Below are 20,844 nucleotides of genomic sequence, written 5' to 3' on the forward strand. Positions count from 1 at the left end.
GTCGGTAAGCTGCCCTCGCTGTGGAGGTCTTCGTGGCACGCGCTGTTCGCAGATCCCGGTCCCGTAAGTCCTTCGCCTACGTAGCCGGGGCGGCGCTCGCCGCACCTCTGGCCCTCACCGGCGCGGCACACGCCGCCACCACGGCCGCTGCCCCCGAATACACCGTCACCGCACTGAAGTTCACCGTCACGGCGGGCGGTCGCTCCTGTACCGTCGACGCCGACCTCTACCGCCCCGCCGGGGCCGACGCCGCTCACCCCGCCCCCGCCGTCCTCGCCACCAACGGCTTCGGCGGCAGCAAGTCGGACGGCTCGACCGACGCCATCGGCAAGGCCTTCGCCTCCCGCGGCTATGTCGGACTCGTCTACTCCGGCCTCGGCTTCGGCAAGTCCGGCTGTCTGATCACGCTCGACGACCCGGCGATCGACGGCCGGGCCGCCACCGGACTCATCGACTTCCTCGCCGGGACCCGCGCCGCCGACGACGGGACGAAGGCCGACTTCGTCACCAGGGACGGCAAGGGCGACCCGCGTGTCGGCATGATCGGCGGCTCGTACGGCGGCGCCATCCAGATGGCCACGGCGGCCGTCGACCGCCGCGTCGACGCCCTCGTGCCGCTGATCACCTGGAACGACCTGTCGTACGCGCTCGATCCCAACAACACGGCCACAAGCAAGGGCGTCTCCTCGGACACGCCAGGTGTCTTCAAGTGGCAGTGGACCAACGGCTTCTACCTGATGGGGGAGGGACAGACGATCCTCGCCCCCAGCCTCGACCCGTCCCGGTTCGGCAACCTCACCTGTCTGCACTTCGCCCCGCAGGCCTGCGACACGATCGGGCTGCTCAACTCCGGCCGCTACCCGGCCGGCAGCGCCGACGCGATGCTCGAATACGCGCGCAGCGTCTCGCCGGTCTCCTACCTCGGAAAGGTCAAGGCACCCACCCTGCTGGTCCAGGGCCAGACCGACAGCCTGTTCAACCTGAACGAGGCCACCGCCACGTACCGGACGCTCGAGTCACAGGGCACCGCGACAAAAATGATCTGGCAGTCCTGGGGCCATAGCGGCGGCCAGGTGCCCGGTGAACTCGACCTGAGTGAAGGCAACCTGGAGACCAGTTACGTCGGACAGCGCGTGCTTGCCTGGTTCGACCGCTACCTCCGGCACAACAAGAGCACCGACACCGGACCCGAGTTCGCCTACTACCGTGACTGGAAGAGCGGCTACGGCACCGCGGCCGCCGTGCCCGCGCTGTCGCAGAAGGTCTACCTCTCCGGTGACGGCAAGCTCGTCGACAACCGCTCCAAGGTCACCCGCGGCAGCCGCCAGTACGCCAACTGGCTGGTGCCGACGAGTCACTCGGAGAGCTCGCTCGCCGGCATCATCGGACTGCCGGACCCCGAACCGTACGACACACATGGCACCTACCTCGGCTGGACCAGCGCCCCGCTGCCCTCCGCCGTCGATGTCGTCGGCGCGCCGAGGGCCACCTTGAAGGTCGTCTCGCCCAAGACGGAGCGCGTACAGAACAGCGGTGACGCCGCCGACAAGCTGGTCCTGTTCGCCAAGGTGTACGACGTGGCGCCGGACGGTTCCAGGACACTGGTGAACCGCCTCGTGTCCCCGGTGCGGGTACCGGACGTCACCCGGCAGTTCACCGTGCAGTTGCCGGGCATCGTGCACCGGTACCGGGCGGGGCACCGGCTCGAGTTCGTGATCGCGGCCAGCGACAGCGCGTACTTCGGCAACCGTGGCATCAAGCCGGTCACGGTCGTCAGCGCCCCGGACGACACGGGGGTGCTGGAGCTGCCCGTGGTCGGCGGCCGGGTGAACTGAAACCGGGCAGACCGACGCGGGCCGGACCGTCACCCGTACGGCCGCTCACCACCGCCCCCGGGCGCCGGATGGAGACATCCTGGTACCGGGGGCGGTGACGTATCAGGACCAGAGAAGGGGCCGGACCATGAGCCCGAAGGACGTGTCGAGCGGCGGCAAGGGCGCCGTGGGAGCGTTCTCGCCCTCCCGCATCGTTGTTCTCGTCATCGCGATCCTGTCGCTCGTCTTCATCGTCGAGAACACCGGTGAAGTCACGATCCGTCTGCTGATCCCCCTGGTGACGATGCCGCTCGCGGCGGCCCTGCTGGCGATGTTCGTCGCCGGGTTGGTGTGCGGCGGCTATCTCTTCCGCCGCCGCGCGAAGTGAGGCCGGCGGCGGTTGCCTACGCTGTCCGGATGTCTGAGAACCCCTACCTGGCCGAGGGCGCACGCACGGCGATCCGCCCCTTCACCACCGCGGACGCCGAAGAGTTCACCAATCGCGCCAAGGAGAGCCACGGCATGCACCATCCGTGGCTGTTCCCGCCCGACGACGCGCGTGCGTACGCCGCGTACGCGGGCCGGCTGACGGTGGACGCCACAAAAGTGGGCTTCCTCGTCTGCGAACGTGCAGTCGACGACGGGAACGGGACCGCGGCCGCAAGCGGCCCCATCGCAGGGTTCATCAACATCAACAACATCGTCGGCGGCGCCTTCCGCTGCGGCGCGCTGGGATACGGAGCGTTCGCCCACGCGGCCGGGCGCGGCCTGATGAGCGAGGGGCTCGACCTGGTGATGCGGTACGCCTTCGGCCCGCTGGGACTGCACCGCCTGGAAGCGAACATCCAGCCCGCCAACGCGGGCTCGATCGCCCTGGTGCGCCGGGCCGGATTCCGCCTCGAAGGCTTCTCCCCGGACTTCCTCTTCATCGACGGGGCGTGGCGTGATCACGAGCGGTGGGCGATCACGGCCGAGATGGTGCGTCAGGACCCGCCGAGGGACGCCGACACCATGGCCCCGGGCTCCGGTCCGGCCTGGACGACCACGACACCGTCCGGACCCCAGATCCCGGAGCCGCCCGACGTCTGCGGACAGGTTCCGCCGGCCCCCGCCGAGGTGGACAGCACCACCCACATACGGTGGGCGGCGGCCCGCTCGCTCATGTGCCCGTCGCGCCGGGCGGCCGATTCGGGGCCCGCACCGTAGAGGGTGCTCGCCACATACGCGTCGATGCCCAGACCGGCGGTGTCGGCGGCATGGTCGGGGACAGCCGCGTCGTAACAGATCGCAAGCCCCAGCCGCACCCCGTCGACAACCAGGACCTCCGGCTTCTCGCCCGGGCTGAAGCGGTCGAACTCCTCGCCGTGCAGCCACATCTTCCGGTAGACGACACGCGCGCCCTCTCCCGTGACGGCGAGCGTGGCGATGTGCTCACGCCCGTCGGCGTCGCGCACCGGGGCCCCGGCCAGCGCCGTCGCCCCGGTGGCGCGGCATGCGGAGACGATCGGCCCGAGGCGGGCGTCGTCGGGGGAGACGGCCGGGGCGGTGAGGTCGTAGCCGGTCAGCGACAGCTCCGGGAAGACGACCAGCCGGGCCCGGGCTTCAGCGACTGCCGCCGCATGGGCGGTGGCGTTAGCGGCGACATCGAGGTGGAGACAGACGGGCTGGGCGACGGCGACGGTCAAGGGTGCGGACAACGTGCTGCTCCGGGTCGGTCGGCGGCGGTCGACAGAGCTGTCAGGCATGCACAGGCCTCTTCATACGCGCAGGTCACAGGCATGAACAGCGTCGTCCACAGCGTAGACGGCGGTCAGCCGAGGGTCCGTACCGGGACCGGCTCGCACGCGAGCACGCCGATGGACGGTGCCCCAGCAGATCCGAGGCGGCGGTGTGCCCGGATACGGGACCGCCCCGGCCGCACGGAAGTGCGGCCGGGGCGGAACGAGTACCGCAGTTGTCGGGTGGCCCGAAGGTCAGCCGAGGGTCGCGATGGCCTCGTTGAACGTCGCCGACGGACGCATGGCGGCCGAGGCCTTGGCGGCGTCGGGGTGGTAGTAGCCACCGATGTCGACCGGCGAGCCCTGCACGGCGATGAGCTCGTCGACGATGGTCTGCTCCTGCTCGGTGAGCGTCTTGGCGAGACCGGCGAACGCCTCCGCGAGCTGCGGGTCGTCCGTCTGCTTCGCCAGCTCCTGGGCCCAGTACATCGACAGGTAGAAGTGGCTGCCGCGGTTGTCGATGCCACCCAGCTTGCGGCTCGGCGACTTGTCCTCGTTGAGGAAGGTGCCGGTGGCGCGGTCGAGGGTGTCGGCGAGGACCTGGGCGCGCGCGTTGCCCGTGGTGGTGGCCAGGTGCTCGAAGCTGGCGGCCAGGGCGAAGAACTCGCCGAGGCTGTCCCAGCGCAGGTAGTTCTCCTTGACGAGCTGCTGGACGTGCTTCGGGGCGGAGCCGCCGGCGCCCGTCTCGAAGAGGCCGCCGCCGGCCATCAGCGGGACGATCGAGAGCATCTTGGCGCTGGTGCCCAGCTCCAGGATCGGGAACAGGTCCGTCAGGTAGTCACGCAGGACGTTGCCGGTGACGGAGATGGTGTCCTCGCCACGGCGGATGCGCTCCAGGGAGAACGCGGTGGCCTCGACCGGCGACATGATCTCGATCTGCAGACCATCGGTGTCGTGGTCGGCGAGGTACGTCTTGACCTTGGCGATCACCTGCGCATCGTGGGCGCGGTTCTCGTCGAGCCAGAACACGGCCGGGACGCCCGTCGCACGGGCGCGGGTGACCGCGAGCTTGACCCAGTCCTGGATCGGCAGGTCCTTGGCCTGGCAGGCGCGGAAGATGTCGCCCTGGGAGACCTGCTGCTCCAGTACGGCGTTGCCGGCCTGGTCGACGAGGCGCACGGTGCCCGTGGAGGGGATCTCGAAGGTCTTGTCGTGGCTGCCGTACTCCTCGGCCTTCTGCGCCATGAGGCCGACGTTCGAGACCGAGCCCATGGTGGACGGGTCGTACGCGCCGTGCGCACGGCAGTCGTCGATGACGACCTGGTACACGCCGGAGTAGCTGCTGTCCGGGAGGACGGCGAGGGTGTCGGCCTCGTTGCCGTCCGGGCCCCACATGTGGCCGGAGGTCCGGATCATGGCCGGCATGGAGGCGTCGACGATGACGTCGCTCGGGACGTGCAGGTTGGTGATGCCCTTGTCGGAGTCGACCATCGCGAGGGCCGGGCCCTCGGCCAGCTCGGCCTCGAAGGACGCCTTGATCTCGGCGCCCAGGTCGGGCACCGAGTCCAGGCCCTTGAGGATGCCGCCGAGACCGTCGTTCGGGGTCAGTCCCGCGGCGGCAAGCGTCTCGCCGTACTTGGCGAACGTCTTCGGGAAGAAGGCGCGGACCACGTGGCCGAAGATGATCGGGTCGGAGACCTTCATCATCGTGGCCTTCAGGTGCACGGAGAACAGCACGCCCTCGGCCTTGGCCCGGGCGATCTGCGCGGTCAGGAACTCGCGCAGCGGTGCGGCGCGCAGGACGGACGCGTCCACGACCTCGCCCGCGAGGACCGGTACCGACTCGCGCAGCACGGTGGTGGTGCCGTCGTCGCCCACGAGTTCGATGCGCAGCGTGTCCGGCTCGGCGATCACGACGGACTTCTCGGTGGAGCGGAAGTCGTCGACGCCCATCGTCGCGACGTTCGTCTTCGAGTCGGCCGTCCAGGCGCCCATGCGGTGCGGGTGCGCCTTGGCGTAGTTCTTCACGGACGCGGGGGCGCGGCGGTCGGAGTTGCCCTCGCGCAGTACCGGGTTGACCGCGCTGCCCTTGATCTTGTCGTAGCGCGCGCGGACGTCCTTGTCCTCGTCCGTCTGCGGGTCGTCCGGGTAGTCCGGCAGCGCGTAACCCTGCTGCTGCAGCTCGGCGATCGCCGCCTTCATCTGCGGGATCGACGCCGAGACGTTCGGCAGCTTGATGATGTTCGCGCCGGGCGTCTTGGCCAGCGCGCCGAGCTCGGCGAGAGCGTCATCGATGCGCTGGTTCTCGTCGAGGCGCTCGGGGAACGAGGCGATGATCCGTCCCGACAGGGAGATGTCGCGGTTCTCCACGGTGACCCCGGCCGTCGAGGCGTACGCCTCGATCACGGGCAGGAACGAATACGTGGCCAGCGCCGGGGCCTCGTCGGTGTGCGTATAGATGATGGTCGAGTCAGTCACCGGGTGCTCCGCTCCACGTCTGCAACATTGCTTGACATCAAGATATCCCGTGACGCCCGCCCGTTCGACAGGGCCCTGCCCCGACCGGTGGCAGAAATCACCGACGAGGGCTGTCGGCGCGCAGGACCAGTTCGAGGAGGCCGGGGAACCGCGCGTCGAACTCCTCCCGCCGCAGTCGGTTGGCGCGTCCGCGCCGTCGGCCACGGGGTCGAGGGGCTGCGTCCGGGGCAGGAGGTCGCCGCGCTCACCGGTGGCGCCTACGCGGAGGTCGTGGTGGCCGAGGCCGCCACCGTTTCCCGCTCCCGAAGGGGGTCGACCTGCGGGCCGCGGCCGCACTGCCCACCGTGCTGCCGACCGCGCATGCGCTGCTCCACGAGGTAGGGCGGCTGCGTGCCGGCGAGAGCGTGCTGGTGCACGGTGCTGCGGGCGGTGTCGGCACCGTCGCCGGGCAGCTGGCCCGGGCGGCGGGAGCGGGCGCGGTGTACGGCGTCGTCTCCTCCGCGGCCAAGGCCGCATACGCACGCGAGTACGGCTACGACGAGGTGTTCGTGGGCGACTCCTTCGTGGACGGGGTCCGCCGGCCGAGCTCATGGGGCAGGGCGGCTCGGTCGCGGGCTTCTCCATCCTGTCGCTCGCACGGACCGCGCCCGAGGTTCTGCGCCCGCTCGTCGAACGCGCGTTCCGTACCGTCGTCGACGGTGTCGTGGACGTGCCGATCAGCGCGGAGTCCCCTTGTCCGCGGCGGCCGAGGCCCACACGCTGATGGGCGGACGCACCTCGACGGGCAAGCTGCTGCTGCGGGTGGCCGAGCAGTCGCCGACGGCCCAGCCGGAGGGGTGATCGACGGGTCGGGCCGAGAAGTCGCCCGGGTCCGGCCGGCCGGAGGTGCTGCCTCGTGCAGCGGGCGCGGGAACGAGATCGCCGGGGTGCGCTCTCTGCGATGCAGGGGCAGCAGGCGATCACGTCGCCCGGTTCACGGCCGGGCCTGCGCCCTTGGCCTCGGTCCAGTTCGGGGAGTGGGGTCCGGATGACGGGTGTGAGGAGGTCACCTCGGCCGGCCAGCGGGCACCGGAGTCGAGGATCAGGGTCACGCAGCCCCGGAGCAGCAGTGCTTCGCCGCCGGGGGCCGTGAGCCGGGCTGTCCATCGAGGCGTGTCGATGGGCCCGGCGGTGTCGTCGGGGTTCTCATCGAGCGAGACTTCGGCCCACACACGGACTGTTGAGTCGTCCGCCAACTTCACCGTTGCCAGTCCCTCGTACGGGTTCATGGAACCAGTTTCGGTCGGCATCCGTAGCGTTGCCCCTCGGGATCGGCCCGCCGGAGCCCGGAGTACTCGCCTCGGCGGTCGCGGCCGGGCGGGATGACGGTCGCGGCTGCGATGTTCGCAGCCGGACGGGCGCGCACAAGATCGCAAGATCGCCATCGACGGACACCCGGAGCACAATGAGATCCAAGGCTGAGCGAGGTCGCGCCCGTGTCAGCGACGGAGGCCCAGGAGGTGCTTGACCATGGAGCGAGGAAGCAGCCAGGTCAGTCCGTGGGTGGACGACGAGAGAAAGCACGCGCTCAAGGACTATCTGAGGTCCGGACACCCCACCCACACGGTGGAGTCGTACGACCCCGAGCCGGCGGCCGACGACGATGTGACGGTGGACGTCGGCGGTCCCGTTCCGCCGCCCGGTGCAGGAAGGGACCGGGCGCGTGCCGAGGCCGAGGCCGGACGGCTCAGGTCCGACCTGGCACGGCATCTGAACCGCAGCGACTTCCCCGCCGACCGCAGGTCACTCCTGCGGACCCTGTCCGAGGAGCATGTGCCGGACCCACTGCTCGAAGCCGTACGAGACCTGCCGGCGGACGAGCGGTACGGGAACGCCGGGCAGATCGTCCGGGCGCTCGGCTACCGGCCCCGCGTGTGAACGCGCACGGCGGAATGTGCTTGCAGAGCGCGGAGTTCATGTGGCATTCGGTACCCGTCAGTGCGTGAACATACCGAGAGCGGCGACGGATCGGCGACAGGAGTTCGGTGCCGTCCCGGGTGGCGTACGGGGTGTTGTGGGCGTATGGGTGGAATGCGTGCGGCGGCCCCGTGGGGGACGTCGCACGGCGCGAGGGAATCGCCACCCGGGCTGCCGCGCGCAGGGCCGGATGCAGGAGAGGAACGATGTGATGCCGGCAGGATCGAGTCGTAAGCGGGAGCGGCAGTACGAGCACATCAAGGAGAGTGCCGAGAAACGTGGCGCCTCCGAGGCGCGTGCGAAGGAACTCGCGGCACGCACCGTCAACAAGGAGCGGGCCCGCTCAGGAGAGGCGCGAACGGCGAGCAGGAGTTCCCTGCGCGATCCGAAATCCGCCTCACAGCGTGGCGGTGAGCGGTCCCATCGCGGAGCGCAGGGGCCCACGAAGGACCAGCTCTACGAAGAGGCGAAGAAGAAGCACGTCGAGGGCCGCTCGGCGATGAACAAACAGGAGTTGCGCGAGGCGCTCGGCCGCTGACAGGACATCGTGCGGGGGCGAGGAGACAACGCTGATGACGCCCACAGGGCACGTCATGCCGGTGTGCGGAACACCGTGCTGGGTCAACCTCATGACCCGCAACCTGCGAGCCACGCAGGACTTCTACTCGGCCGTTCTGGGATGGGAATTCCGGCCGGGCAGCCTGGGAACAGGCTTTTCGGTCGCCTCCGCCCACGGGCAGCCGGTGGCCGGGCTGGGTGAAGTGGCGCCCGGCCGGCCGGTGGCCGGGTCGTGGACCCCGTACTTCGCCGTGGCGGACGCGGACGTCACCGCGGCCCGGGTGCGTGAGCGCGGCGGCACCGTCGCCGTCGGCCCGGTGCGATTCGGCCTCGGCCGGGGCGCGGTGGCAGCCGACCGCGACGGGGCCGTCTTCGGCTTCTGGGAAGGCCGGGCCCTTCGCTGGTCGGACGAGCAGGGCAACCCGCCGGCCGTTCTCGAGCTACGCACCCGGGACGCGTTCGACGCCGCCATCTTCTACGCACAGATCTTCGACTGGGCCTCAGGCGAGCCCGGTGGCTGCGAGGTCGCCTATGCCTACGAGAACGACACCGTCACCGTGCGGCAGGTCAAGAACACCGTGGCCACCGTGCGCGGAGGCGGCGTCGGGGAATCTCCCGACCCCCGCGTGCGGCCACGCTGGCACGTGCACTTCCGGGTCGGCGACGTGGAACCGGTCATCGCCGCCGCACGCACGGCAGGGGGAACCGCCACTCCCCTGGCTCCGTCCCCGGGCGGCGGGACCGAGTCCGTCATCAGCGACCCCGGTGGAGGTCTCTTCACCGTCTCCACCGGATCGGTGCCGGCCGGGCCGGTGACCAGGAAAGGCCCCGTCGGACACGGCGGATGATAATCGGGAGTGCGATCACGCAGCAGAACTGTCTTGGAAGGGTCTCCGAGGACGACACGGCAAGGACGGGGTGCATGGCACCGGACACAGACCACACCGAGGTCGGCAGTGCGTCCGGCAGTCCGTTCGCCGCGACTCGAGCGGCCGCAGCGGTGATGGACGCCCGCGGGGTACTCGCCGGGTGGAGTGCGGGTGCAGAGCAGCTGCTGGGCTACGGAGCTGCCGAGGTTCTGGGGCGGCCTGCTGCGTCCCTGCTCGCCGCTGCCGGGCGCGCAGCAGTCCTCACGGCGGCCGCCGACCTGAGCCACGAGGCGGAACAAGGGCGGCAGGTCGGTGCCACTCTGCGCCGTAAGGACGGGCGAGACCTGGCCGTGGTCCTGCGGGCCCACCCCTGGGTGGGCCCGGACGAGGCACGGTTCTGGCTGCTGCTGGCCGCCGAGGAGGCCGAGACGCGGCGCTGGGAGGAGGACCTCGCGGTACTGTCCGGCCTGTTCAACCAGTCGCCGGTCGGGCTGTTGGTCTCCGACACCGATCTGCGCTGCACCCGGCGCAACGGGGCACTGGAGCGGATGACAGGTGTGCCGATCGGGCAGCGGCTGGGCAAACGGATCAGCGAGGCGCTGCCCGACCTGAACGTCGCCGAGGTCGAGGCGACGATGAAACGCGTCCTGGCCACCGGCGAACCGGTGCTCGACTTCATCCAACGCGGCCTCACTCCGGCCGATCCCAGCCGTGAGCACGTCTGGTCCACCGGGATCTTCCGGCTCGAGGACTCCGAGGGAACGGTGCTCGGACTGTGCCACGCGGTCGTCGACATCACCGATGCCCACCGGGCCAGGGAGCGGATGCAGCTGATCAACGAGGCGAGCATACGTATCGGCACCACCCTGGATGTGGGCCGCACCGCAAAGGAGCTGGCGGAGGTGGCGCTCCACCGACTGGCGGACAGCGTGACGGTGGATCTGCTGGACTCGGTGCTCCGGGGAGACACACCCACGCCCGGCCCGGCCGACCAGGGGCTCACATTGCGTCGGGCGGCCCACGAGACCGTATTCGAGTCGATGCGGCCACCGAAGGTGTTGGCCGTCGGCGAACTGAGCCGGTTCGGTCCGGCCTCGCCCCAGGCCCAGTGCGTAGCCGATCTCGAGGCGAAGTTCATCGCTCACCTGGACCTCACGGCGCCCTGGCTGGACGAGGATCCCAAGCGGGCTGCGATCATCCGTGCCACCAGGGTCCACTCGCTCATCGCCGTACCACTTACCGCGCGGGACGTCCTGATGGGCGTGGCCACCTTCTACCGGTGGCGGGATCCCGAGCCCTTTGACGACGACGACATCACCCTGGCCGCCGAACTGGCCTCCCGGGCGGCTCTCTCCATGGACAACGCCCGCCGCTACACGCGCGAACACAACACCGCCCTGGCCCTGCAGCGCAGCCTGCTCCCGCAACGCCTGCCCGTGCTGAACGCGGTGGAGGTCGCCGGCCGCTACCAGCCCGCCGGCTCGGACACCGATCTGGGCGGGGACTGGTTCGATGTGATCCCGCTGTCCGGGGCCCGGGTCGCCCTGGTGGTGGGGGATGTGCCGGGACATGGAGTACAGGCCTCCGCCACCATGGGGCGACTGCGCGCCGCAGTACACACCCTGGCCGACCTGGACCTGCCGCCTGACGAACTGCTCACCCATCTCGACGACCTGGTGGGCCGCCTCACCGAGGAGGAAGGTGGTGGGGGCCGCGACGAACCCCACGCGGACGGGCCCGCGATCGGGGCAACCTGTCTGTACGCGGTGTACGACCCCGCCGAGCGGCGCTGCACGCTCGCCAGTGCCGGCCACTATCCGCCCGCCGTGGCGGGCCCCGGCGGCAGCGTCGACTTCCCGGAGGTGCCCGCAGGGCCTCCGCTGGGTCTGGGGGGGCTGCCGTTCGAGACGACCGAACTGGACCTTGCCGAAGGCAGCCTGCTCGTCCTGTACACCAACGGGCTGATCCTGGCCCGGGACCAGGACATCGACATCGGCCTGGACTCGCTGCGCCGCGTCCTGTCCCAACCGGAGCCCGCGCTCGAGGACGTCTGCGACCAGCTGACCGCGGCGCTGCTGCCGTTCCGGCCGCCGGACGATGTCGCGCTGCTGGTCGCCCGCACCCGGGCACTCGGCCCGGACCGCGTGGCTTCCTGGGATCTGCCGTTGGATCCCGCCATCGTGGTGGACGCGCGGGCCGCGGCCACCCGGCAGCTGGACCTGTGGGGGCTGCAGGACCTGGCGTACGTCGCCGAACTGGTGGTCAGCGAGCTGGTCACCAACGCCATCCGCTACGGCAAGCCGCCCATCCGGCTACGCCTGATCCACGATCAGAACCTCATCTGCGAAGTGTCCGACGGCAACAGCACGGCCCCGCATCTGCGCCGGGCCCAGAGCGACGACGAGGGCGGTCGCGGCCTGTTCCTCGTCGCCCAGCTCACCGACCACTGGGGCACCCGCTACGCCGCACGTGGCAAGATCATCTGGGCCGAGCTGTCCCTTCCGCAGTGAGTTGCGGGAGTCGGGACGCGGCCGTGCGGTCGCCCGGGAGGATCGCGTTCAAGGCGGCGGAGGCCCAATGCTGTCCCGTGATCCCTGGCGGGCACACAGCGGCAGCGACGGCACCTCGATGCGTTGCCGGAGCGCGCGCATACACCTGCTCGACGACTGCCGCGAGGCGGTTTCCCCCGCCTCCCGGGCATGTCTTCACGGTGTGCCCAACTCGTCAGCCTCCCTCGGACGGTGCACTGTGGAAGTTATGGGAGGCGGGCGGCCCTTTGCCGGTTGGCGGCCATGGCAGTCGAGCCATGCGCTGCTGGTGATCCCGATCGCGCTCATCGTGGTGATCACGGTCGTGGACATCCTGGTCCCGGCGGACGTGCACCTCGGTCCGCTGCTGGTCATCGCACCGGCGATCACCGCCTCGTTCGCCGGTCCCCGGCTGACCGGCGCGATCGGACTCCTCGCCGTGGCGGCCCAGGCGTACATCGGCTGGCACATCGGCTTGCTCTTCACCCGCAACGCGGTGGTGCAGGTCGTCGCGCTGGCAGTGCTCTCATCTCTGATCGTGTTCTTCTGCGTGGTGCGCGAGGGGCGCGAAAGGACGCTGGACCAGGTGCGGTCGGTGGCCGAGGCCGCTCAACACGTGCTGCTGTGGCCCATCCCGGACCGGATCGGTCCGTTGCGGACGGCCTGCCTGTACCTGGCAGCCGAGGACGAGGCAGAGATCGGCGGCGACCTGTACGCGGCGACCCGTACCGACGGCGGTACCCGAGTGATGATCGGGGATGTACGGGGCAAGGGCCTGGCCGCCATCGGAGAGGCCGCACTGCTTCTCGGCGCCTTCCGCGAGGCCGCCCACCAGCACACGTCCCTGCCCGCACTGGCAGACGCCCTGGATCGGAGCGTGGACCGCTACCAGGCAGAATTCTCCGAGCCGGAGGGTGAGGTCGGGGAACGCTTCGTCACCGCCCTGCTGCTGGAGATCCCCGACGGCGACCACATCACCCGGATGACCACCTGTGGGCACCCCCCGCCTCTGCTGCTCAGCCCCGGCGACTCCGTCACCGTCCCGAGCCTGCACCCCGCGCCTCCGCTGGGGCTCGGCCTGATGCGGTCGTCCCACACCCTGGACGTGTTCACCTTCGAGGTCGGAGACACCCTCGTCCTGTACACCGACGGCGTCATCGAGGCCCGTGACCAGGCCGGTGTGTTCTATCCGTTCGCGGAACGAGCCGCCCAGTGGGCCGAGTGCAACCCCAAGGCACTCCTGCAGCACATCCGGCGTGACCTCCTCGCTCACGCCGGCGGGCGCCTCGGTGACGACGCCGCCCTCATCGCGATCCACCGGCCACCCACCCACCACCGGGACCGCCACCACGGAAAGATCTTCCATACCGACGGGTGACGCCACGGCTCCGGAATCGAACCACGGGGATGAGCGCGGCGAGCCACGACCGCGGGATCGCGTGGAACCGGCGTCCCAACTTCACCAAGCCGATGAGGAGTTGGAGCAGTCCGGCGGCGAGGATCAGTACGCAGTGGACACGCCGGTGCAGTCGGTGATGACCGACGTGGCCTCCACGCCCCGTGGTCTTCGCGTCCGGGCCGCCGTCCGGGATCGAGGCCGACACGGTTCTCGTGGACGACTTCGGCGTGGTGCGTGCGGCCACCGCAAACTGCCGGCCAAAGGGCACATCGGCTGGGCTTGGTCCGACGTCTCCGTACGGACGGATGTGTGTGCGATCGATCCGGGGGACCATGGAAGCTGAAGCACTAGTGAACAGGGGGACAGGCCGCAGGTAAGTGGCCAGGCCACGGACCGGGGCGTGGGAGGGGCCACGCGGCCGGCCGGTGGAAGGAGTACCCGGGTGAGCGAGGTCGAAGGGGGCGTGGCCGACGCCGGTCGGCCGGAGGCACGGTCGTCGCAGCCGAGCGGGCTGGTGGACCTTCTCGGTTTCGCCGCGCTGCTGCTGGACGGCGATGGGCGGATCGTCTTGTGGAGCCCGCAGGCCGAGAAAGTGTTCGGCTATGCCGCTGATGAGGTGCTCGGGCAGTACGCGGCGCAGGTGCTCGTCCATGAACAGCACTGGGAACTGATGATCAAGCTGTTCGCCCACGTCATGGGGACCGGTGAGAGCTGGGCCGGGGCTTTCCCCATCCGGCACAAGGACGGCAGCGCCCGTCTGGTGGAGTTCCGTAACACGAGGCTGCTGGACGACCGCGGTGACTTCTACGCCCTCGGGCTCGCTACCGACGAGTCGACGTTGCGTGAGGTGGAGCGGGACGTCGCATTGTCCACCCGGCTGATCTCCCAGTCCCCCATGGGGCTGGCGATCCTCGACACCGACCTGCGGTACGTATCCGTCAACCCCGCCTTGGAGCGGATGCATGGCATACCCGCGGATGACCACCTCGGTCGGCACTACCGCGAGATCATGACCCACTCGAGGTTCGAGGTGGTCGAGGCCGCGATGCGGCACGTCCTGGAAACCGGGATTCCCATGATCGACCAGTCCACCGTCGTGGGCCGCAGCCCCGCCGACCCAGAGCACGAGCATGCCTGGTCGATCTCGTTGTACCGGCTGGAGGACCCCCAGGGGCGGGTGCTCGGGGTGGCCGAACTGGTGGTGGATGTCACCGACCGGCATCAGGCAGCCATGGAGGCTGCCAAGGCCCGGCGGCGTCTTGCCCTGATCGCCGAAAGTTCCGTTCGCATCGGCACCACCTTGGAGGTGGGGAAGACCGCCCGGGAGCTGGCCGAGGTCGCCGTTCCCGAGCTCGCCGACGTGGTCGCGGTCGACGTCCTGGATTCCGTCTTGGAAGACTGTCACCTGGCAGATCGCGAAGGCCCCGCGCTCTTTCGCGCCCTCGCGGTCAAGGCCGCATACCCGACCGAAGCCGCTGAGGCAGCCGACCCGCCCGGCCACCTGGCCGCATATGGCACCGGGCGACTGGCCACCGAATGCGTACGCACCGGCCGCCCGATCCTGATCACCCAGGCGGATGACAACGACCTGGCACGCATCGCCCGCGACGACCACGCCGCCGCCCTGCTGGCCCGCGCCGGCGTGCACTCCTACATCGCAGTCCCGCTCACTGCCGGTGGCCAGGTCCTCGGCTTCCTGGGTCTCACCCGTGCGCGCAATCCGCTGCCCTTCGACGAGGACGACCTCGCCCTCGCCGGTGAGCTGGCCTCTCGCACCGCCATGTGCATCGACAACGCCTGCTCGCACGAGAGGGTGCGCAACGCCGCCGAGACCTTGCAGCGCAGCCTCCTTCCGGAACACCCGCCCCGCCTTCCCGGCCTGGAGATCGCCTCCCGGTACCGGCCCGCACAGGCCGCATTCGAGGTCGGCGGCGACTGGTACGACGTCCTGCCGCTCGATGGCGACAAGACCGCACTCGTTGTGGGCGACGTCATGGGCAGCGGGATCGGCGCCGCCGCCACGATGGGCCGCCTGCGCGCCGCCACCAGTGCCTTCGCCGACCTCGACCTCGACCCCGCCGAGGTTCTCCAGCACCTGGACAAGATCACCTCGGGACTGGGGCACCCCATCGCCACCTGCGTGTACGCCGTCTACGACCCCCACCGCGCCGAGTGCCACATCGCCACCGCCGGCCACCTGCCCCCCGTCCTCGTGCGCAGCGGCAAGCACCCGGAACTGCTCGACCTGCCCACCGGCATCCCGTTGGGAGTGGGAGGCGTCCCCTTCGAGACCACCAGCTTCGACCTCGGCCCCGGCGACCAGCTGGTCCTGTACACCGACGGACTGGTCGAAACCCGCCACGACCCCATCGACAAACGCCTCAAGACGCTGCTCCGCGTGCTGGATGCGCCCGACCGTTTCCTTGAGGAGACCTGCGACCGGCTCCTTCAGGAGCTGCGGCGTCCCGACGGCCCCGATGACGTCGCCCTGCTCATCGCCCGGACACAGCCCTTCGAGCCGAAAGCGTGAACCCCCACCCACTGGTCATCGGAACTGCTGGAAGCCTCGAAGCGCCGCAGTAATTCCTTGAGGGCAGACCTCTCGGCCGCACACGCCACACCCCTGCCGGGCGGGGCGACCGGTCATGCGTCATCGGGGCAAGCAGGCCGTCGCCCTCGCCGGTGAACTGCGTACCTCCGGCGTCCGCGTCACCCTCGTTGCCGCTCGGCCGGCCTCGGGCAGCTTGGCCACGACGTCGATCTCCACGAGGACCTCGTAGAGATCTGGGCCCACCGTCGTGCGCACCGCTTGCGCTACGAGCTGTTCGGGCGCCGCCGGGTGTGTCGCGGCGACGCCCGAGGCCGGTGTCAGTTGGCGGCTACGGGGCTCTCCGCCTGCTGGATGTGGGCTGCCATGGCGGGGTCGCTGATGCCGTCCCCGCCGGTTTCCACTCGGCCGGCGAAGCGGCTCTCGAGCGGCGAGCCGTCCACGGTGACGGTGAAGTCGTACCAGTGACCGCTCGGGTTCAGCGACCAGCGCCGCTCGACTTCCTTGCGGGACGGCACATGGATCGTCCGGGACTCGGTGAAGCGGTAGGCGTGGGGCTCGACGTGCAGCGTGACCGCCTTCGGTCCGGGATTGTGCACGGTGAGGACGACAGACTTGCCGTGACGGTCGTACCGAACCCGGAGCTCCGGGCCGGCCTTGGAGGCCGTATTGCCGGTGAAGGAACGGAAGAAGCCGCCCGGACCGTGGACCTCGAGGTCGTACGCGCCCGAGTCGGCCGCGATGGCGTCCCACACGTCGGCGAGCCGCTTCCCGGCCTCGACGGTGTAACGCCGCGGGATCCGGTCGAGATGAAGCCTGTCGTACACGTGGAAGACGGCCCCCTTGTGACCGGTGTTGCGGAACTGGAGGGTGACCGTGCCCGCGGTGTGATCGGTGGAGGCGTCGGTGTGGAGTTCGTACGGCAGTGCGCGGGAGTAGCGCGTCCCGCGTTCCTGGAACAGCGGCTCCGGTGCCGTCGGGGCCTTCGGCGCCGGCAGGGTGCGCTGGTGGGTGTCGGAGGCGGCCCAGTCGCTCTGGTCGGGGAGTTCCGGGAACCGCTGCTTGTTGGGGTGCTTGAAGTCGAACGCCGAGGTGAGGTCACCGGAGACGGCGCGGTGCCACGGGCTGATGGCGTCGATCTGGACGCCGAAGCGCTGCTCGAGGAACATTCCGACCGAGGTGTGGTCGAACACCTCGGAGTCGACCCAGCCGCCCCGGCTCCACGGGGAGATGGCGTAGAGCGGCACGCGCGGGCCCATGCCCCACGGGCGGGTCGTCCCGGTGACCGTGTCGTCGGCCTTGAGCCACGACGACGGCTTGCCGGACGCGTCGAAGTACTCGCCGTCCACCGGGACCGTCGACTTGCCGGCGAGGGTGCCGTCGAGGTTGTACGACGGGACGGCCGGTGCGGGGACGTGGTCGAAGAGGCCGTCGTTCTCGTCGAAGGTGAGCAGGAAGACGGTCTTGCTCCACACCTCCGGGTCGGCGGTCAGCGCGTCCAGCACGTCGGCGGTGAAGTCGCCCCCGTGCGTCGGGCTGGAACCCGCGCCCGGGTGCTCGGAGTTGGACGCGGTCGTCAGCACCCAGGAGACCTGCGGCAGGGTGCCCTCGAGCACGTCCTGGCGGAGCCGGTCCAGGAAGTCGGGGCCACCGGTCATGCCGTGCTCGTACACCGGCGTGCCCGGCTGGGCGTTGCGGAAGCTCTCGAACGCCAGGCAGCCGTTCATCGCGCCGGTCCAGTTGTCGTTCATGTCCTGGTAGATGTGCCAGCTGACGCCGGCGCGCTCCAGTACATCCGGGATGGTGTCCCAGGTGAACGCGTTGCTCGCGTAGTTGTAGGTCTGCGGCCACGCGTCCGGCACCCACTTGCCGGTGATCCAGCACCGGAGGTTGTTGGGCTCGGACTGGTCGGGGCCGGAGTTGACGCCCTGGCGGCCGAGTTCGGGGTCGAAGTTGGAACCCGACCAGAACGTGATGCGGTTGGGGTCGGTGCCGGTGGTGATGGAGCAGTGGTAGGAGTCGCAGATGGTGAACGCCTCGGCGAGGGCGAACTGGAAGGGGATGTCGTCGCGCCGGTAGTACCCCATGGAGTACTCGGTCTTGTACTTCGGCCAGTGGCCGAGCTTGCCCTGGTTCCACGCGGCCTGCGCGTCGGAGAAGGAGTGCGGCGTCGAGGGGATGAGCAGGGCGCTGGAGCGCTCGGGGTCGAGGTGGTACGGCGGGATCTCCCGCGCGCCGTCGGACTGGTACCAGACCGGCTTGCCGCTCTCGAGCGGGATCGGGAACCGGTCACCGAAGCCGCGCACGCCGCGCATCGTGCCGAAGTAGTGGTTGAAGCCGCGGTTCTCCTGCATCAGGATCACGACGTGCTCGACGTCCTTGATGGTTCCCGTGCGGACGGCCGCGTCGACGGCGAGGGCCCGGCTGATGGACCCGGGGAGCACGGACGCGGCGGCTGCCGCCCCCAGAGTCGTGGCCGACCGGCGGAGAAAGTCGCGTCGACTGGATGGTGAGGGCATGACACATTCCTTCGCTCAGCGGAGGGGCTGCGCCTGGACAGGGACCGTCTCCGGAATCACTTCGGCCTCCGGGGTCGGGTGTTTTCCGTGTGGTGACGGCTGCAGCCAGCACAGGCTAGGAAGGCATGGTGAACCCGGACCGACCGTGCGGAAGATCGGCATGAACAGTGCTGAACACGGCGCCAGGCTCGCGGCGTGGGCCGACGGATAGGGCGCTGCTCCGTGATCGGTCTATCTCCTGATCAAGGAAGCACCTGATGAGCGACGTGATCGCCTCTGTCGATGAGGCTGAGGATGTACGTCCGGTCAGTAGCTGACCGGCCAGGTTTTCGTGGCAGTAATGGGTGAGGGCGAGGACGCCGGCGGTCATCGTGTGGTCGTCTCCCCGTAGCGTTCCGCGAGTTCGGCGGCCCTGTGGGGCGGTACGCGCTCGGGTGCTCGCGTGGGGTGACCCTGGCATGCCGCCCGACGTTTGTACGCTCCAAGGCGAAAGTCTTGAGGCCCTACTGAGCCGGGCCTCCACACATGCGGAGGCGTGCAGCTCGCATCGCCGAGCCCGAATCCTGACCTCAGTCGCTAAGGCCAAAGGCCATGAGCCAGAGGGATCATGCCCATCGAAAGGAGGATCGCACCAAGGATCGTGCAGGTCGTCCTCAAGTCAGTGAAGCTGACTCCGACGCGGTTCGGCATGTGGCTGTGGATTCGCAAGGCGAAATCACGGACATTGAATGCGACCAGTAGCAGGGCCACCCCGCACCCGAGGTCCCACACGATCTTGACCCAGGTACTCAACCCGGCCCCTCCTCGATTTACTGGCCTCATTGTGCATGGCTGGTCAAGCGGCAACCTGCGGTTGCCCTACGAGGTCGACGTAGCGGCTTGGACGGGAGATCGGGGGCCCCGCAAGCTTCCCGCGACTCGGGCTGTCAGCACTGGCAATACGGGCTGCAGGGATCAGCAACGGTTGTTGGTGGTCGGTGTGGCTGCGGTACTTCTCTGCTGTACTGCTGGCCCTGAGGATGAACCGATACGGGGCGGTGGACGGTGAGCGTAGGCAGTCGCGGAGTGCTGGCAGTCGTGGGTACGGCAGCTGATGGAATCGAGACGCTGCGCACCGGCCTGGTCGAGTCGGCCATCGCCCTCGGCTGGCAGATAGCCGTGACCCTGACGCCGAATGCCGTCCGATGGCTGCGGGCAAACGATGAGCTCGAACTCCTGGCGGCGGTGACCGGCCTGCCGGTACGGGTTACGCCTCGCCTGCCGACCGAGCCTGGCCCACACCCTGTCGCCGACTGCCACGTCGTCGCTCCAGCGAGCGCGAACTACGTGGCAAGCTCGCGACGGGTATCGCCGATAACCAAGCCCTGACGCCAGTGTGCGAAGCGCTGGGCACTGTCGACGTCCCGGTAGTTGTATCCCTCGGATCAACGCGGCGCATGCGCGGCACCCGGCATAGGCGGGGCACATCGAGACTCTGCGGAAGGCGGACGTGGATCTTGTCTACGGCCCTGAGGTCTGGCCATGGTGTGAACCTCGCGAGGGCCCGGAAGTTCGAGAACTGCCCTGGCCCACGATCATGGAGTCCATCCAGCAGGTAGCGTCCCAACCTGCTCAGCGTCCGCTTCAGGAGTTCGATCGCCCATTGCTGCCGTGCCCGGGAACCGAGCTGATTGCTCACTCCCGAGCCCTCAGATCGCCTCCGGGCGCGCTCATGCCACCAGCGCTGACACGCCTACTCAGATGCCACCGCGACCATGACCGATATGTTCCTGAAACGAGGACGATGATGAAGCGGGACAGCAGAGATTCGACGTGGTGGCGCCTCGCTCCGGTCTGCGTCAACCTACTGCTCGGCGTACCAGCCATCATCCCCCTGTACTCTGCGTGGCTGCTCCTCACCGAGTACCGATCATGCGCGCTGGACAACTCCGGCTTCGAGTCGCACTGCGGCGACGTCAGCGTCATCGAAGGTGCCGGATGGGCCAGGTTGAGCCTGGTCATCTTCGGTGGGTTGGGGCTGCTGTCGGTTCTCGCAGTGGATGTGCTCTTCCCCCTAGCCACCGGGAAGCGACTGCGGCAATGGCTTTCCGCTTCACTCGTCATCCCCGTTCCCTGCCTGCTTGCCATAACCGCATTCGTAGTCTTCAACTGAACAGACCGAGCTCCCGCAGATCACGATCTACAGCTGCCGTGTTGAGCGATCTTGAGAGCGGTCGTGGCGTGAGTCACCGTGGGTTCAAATCCCACACCCGGTTCGCGGTCGCCGAGACAAGCGTCATCGGTATGGCGCAGCTCGACACGGCTGTGGTCGACAAGAAGGGCGAGCGGCCCTGAGCCAACCGCGCGGCACCTGGTGCGCCCTGGTCCCTCAGATGCCGGGCGCGCCGATTGCGCGCGTGGACCCCGCCAAGTTCAGTCTTGCGCGGGGTCCTTTGGCTCTGTGGAGCTGGCCGCCGC

15 protein-coding genes and 1 pseudogene are annotated in these 20,844 nt (G+C 69.4%); 12 read left to right on the top strand and 4 right to left on the bottom strand.

Features of this window, described 5'->3' with window-relative positions; translation table 11 throughout:
* Positions 1–20 precede the first annotated feature (20 nt).
* The 3 genes and pseudogenes from ACIA8E_RS05580 to ACIA8E_RS05590 all read left to right on the top strand — a co-directional run.
* A complete protein-coding gene (locus tag ACIA8E_RS05580) occupies positions 21–1,835 on the top strand; it encodes a CocE/NonD family hydrolase (protein ID WP_399294841.1) in 1,815 nt (604 codons plus the stop codon).
* A gap of 127 nt (positions 1,836–1,962) precedes the next feature.
* Positions 1,963–2,202 carry a DUF1049 domain-containing protein gene (locus tag ACIA8E_RS05585; protein WP_399294843.1) on the top strand — a complete coding sequence of 80 codons (240 nt, stop codon included), beginning with the start codon at positions 1,963–1,965 and terminating at the stop codon, positions 2,200–2,202.
* 29 nt (positions 2,203–2,231) lie between these two features.
* Positions 2,232–2,792: pseudogene (locus ACIA8E_RS05590) on the top strand (GNAT family N-acetyltransferase); the annotation flags it as partial.
* 5 nt (positions 2,793–2,797) lie between these two features.
* Here the strand turns inward: ACIA8E_RS05590 and ACIA8E_RS05595 are convergent.
* The 3 genes from ACIA8E_RS05595 to ACIA8E_RS05605 all read right to left on the bottom strand — a co-directional run bounded on the left by ACIA8E_RS05595 (position 2,798) and on the right by ACIA8E_RS05605 (position 7,278).
* Positions 2,798–3,559, bottom strand: a complete 762-nt coding sequence (locus tag ACIA8E_RS05595; RefSeq protein WP_399294845.1) for a carbon-nitrogen hydrolase family protein — start codon at positions 3,557–3,559, stop codon at positions 2,798–2,800.
* A 228-nt stretch (positions 3,560–3,787) separates the two neighbouring features.
* Positions 3,788–6,010: an NADP-dependent isocitrate dehydrogenase gene (locus tag ACIA8E_RS05600; RefSeq protein ID WP_399294846.1), complete on the bottom strand. Its 2,223-nt coding sequence runs from the start codon at positions 6,008–6,010 to the stop codon at positions 3,788–3,790.
* Positions 6,011–6,969: 959 nt separating this feature from the next.
* Positions 6,970–7,278 (bottom strand): hypothetical protein, encoded by a 309-nt coding sequence (locus ACIA8E_RS05605; RefSeq protein ID WP_399295090.1) that lies wholly within the window; start codon positions 7,276–7,278, stop codon positions 6,970–6,972.
* A 241-nt stretch (positions 7,279–7,519) separates the two neighbouring features.
* Here ACIA8E_RS05605 and ACIA8E_RS05610 point away from each other — a divergent pair, with 241 nt between their 5' ends.
* The 6 genes from ACIA8E_RS05610 (at position 7,520) to ACIA8E_RS05635 (ending at position 15,850) form a co-directional block, all read left to right on the top strand.
* Positions 7,520–7,927, top strand: a complete 408-nt coding sequence (locus ACIA8E_RS05610) for a DUF2795 domain-containing protein (protein WP_399294848.1) — start codon at positions 7,520–7,522, stop codon at positions 7,925–7,927.
* 250 nt (positions 7,928–8,177) lie between these two features.
* Positions 8,178–8,504 (top strand): plasmid stabilization protein, encoded by a 327-nt coding sequence (locus ACIA8E_RS05615; RefSeq protein ID WP_399294850.1) that lies wholly within the window; start codon positions 8,178–8,180, stop codon positions 8,502–8,504.
* Positions 8,505–8,538: 34 nt separating this feature from the next.
* Entirely contained in the window at positions 8,539–9,372 is an 834-nt protein-coding gene (locus ACIA8E_RS05620; protein WP_399294852.1) for a VOC family protein, read from the top strand.
* 74 nt (positions 9,373–9,446) lie between these two features.
* The gene (locus ACIA8E_RS05625) at positions 9,447–11,903 is read left to right on the top strand and encodes a SpoIIE family protein phosphatase (RefSeq protein ID WP_399294854.1); all 2,457 of its coding nucleotides are present in this window, start codon (positions 9,447–9,449) and stop codon (positions 11,901–11,903) included.
* Positions 11,904–12,150: 247 nt separating this feature from the next.
* Positions 12,151–13,299, top strand: coding sequence for a PP2C family protein-serine/threonine phosphatase (locus ACIA8E_RS05630; RefSeq protein WP_399294856.1), 1,149 nt, complete (start codon positions 12,151–12,153; stop codon positions 13,297–13,299).
* Between the two features lie 463 nt (positions 13,300–13,762).
* Positions 13,763–15,850 carry a SpoIIE family protein phosphatase gene (locus tag ACIA8E_RS05635; RefSeq protein ID WP_399294858.1) on the top strand — a complete coding sequence of 696 codons (2,088 nt, stop codon included), beginning with the start codon at positions 13,763–13,765 and terminating at the stop codon, positions 15,848–15,850.
* A 338-nt stretch (positions 15,851–16,188) separates the two neighbouring features.
* Here ACIA8E_RS05635 and ACIA8E_RS05640 read toward each other — a convergent pair whose 3' ends face one another.
* Positions 16,189–18,387: a phosphocholine-specific phospholipase C gene (locus ACIA8E_RS05640; RefSeq protein ID WP_399294860.1), complete on the bottom strand. Its 2,199-nt coding sequence runs from the start codon at positions 18,385–18,387 to the stop codon at positions 16,189–16,191.
* A gap of 1,077 nt (positions 18,388–19,464) precedes the next feature.
* Between ACIA8E_RS05640 and ACIA8E_RS05645 the strand changes: the two genes are divergently transcribed.
* The 3 genes from ACIA8E_RS05645 to ACIA8E_RS05655 all read left to right on the top strand — a co-directional run bounded on the left by ACIA8E_RS05645 (position 19,465) and on the right by ACIA8E_RS05655 (position 20,721).
* Positions 19,465–19,755 carry a hypothetical protein gene (locus tag ACIA8E_RS05645; RefSeq protein ID WP_399294862.1) on the top strand — a complete coding sequence of 97 codons (291 nt, stop codon included), beginning with the start codon at positions 19,465–19,467 and terminating at the stop codon, positions 19,753–19,755.
* A 415-nt stretch (positions 19,756–20,170) separates the two neighbouring features.
* Positions 20,171–20,539, top strand: a complete 369-nt coding sequence (locus ACIA8E_RS05650; RefSeq protein WP_399294864.1) for a hypothetical protein — start codon at positions 20,171–20,173, stop codon at positions 20,537–20,539.
* Between the two features lie 41 nt (positions 20,540–20,580).
* Positions 20,581–20,721, top strand: coding sequence for a hypothetical protein (locus ACIA8E_RS05655; protein ID WP_399294866.1), 141 nt, complete (start codon positions 20,581–20,583; stop codon positions 20,719–20,721).
* The last annotated feature ends 123 nt before the right edge of the window (positions 20,722–20,844 follow it).

The sequence above is a fragment of the Streptomyces sp. NPDC051664 genome (genome assembly GCF_044453545.1).
Taxonomy (GTDB): Bacteria; Actinomycetota; Actinomycetes; order Streptomycetales; family Streptomycetaceae; genus Streptomyces.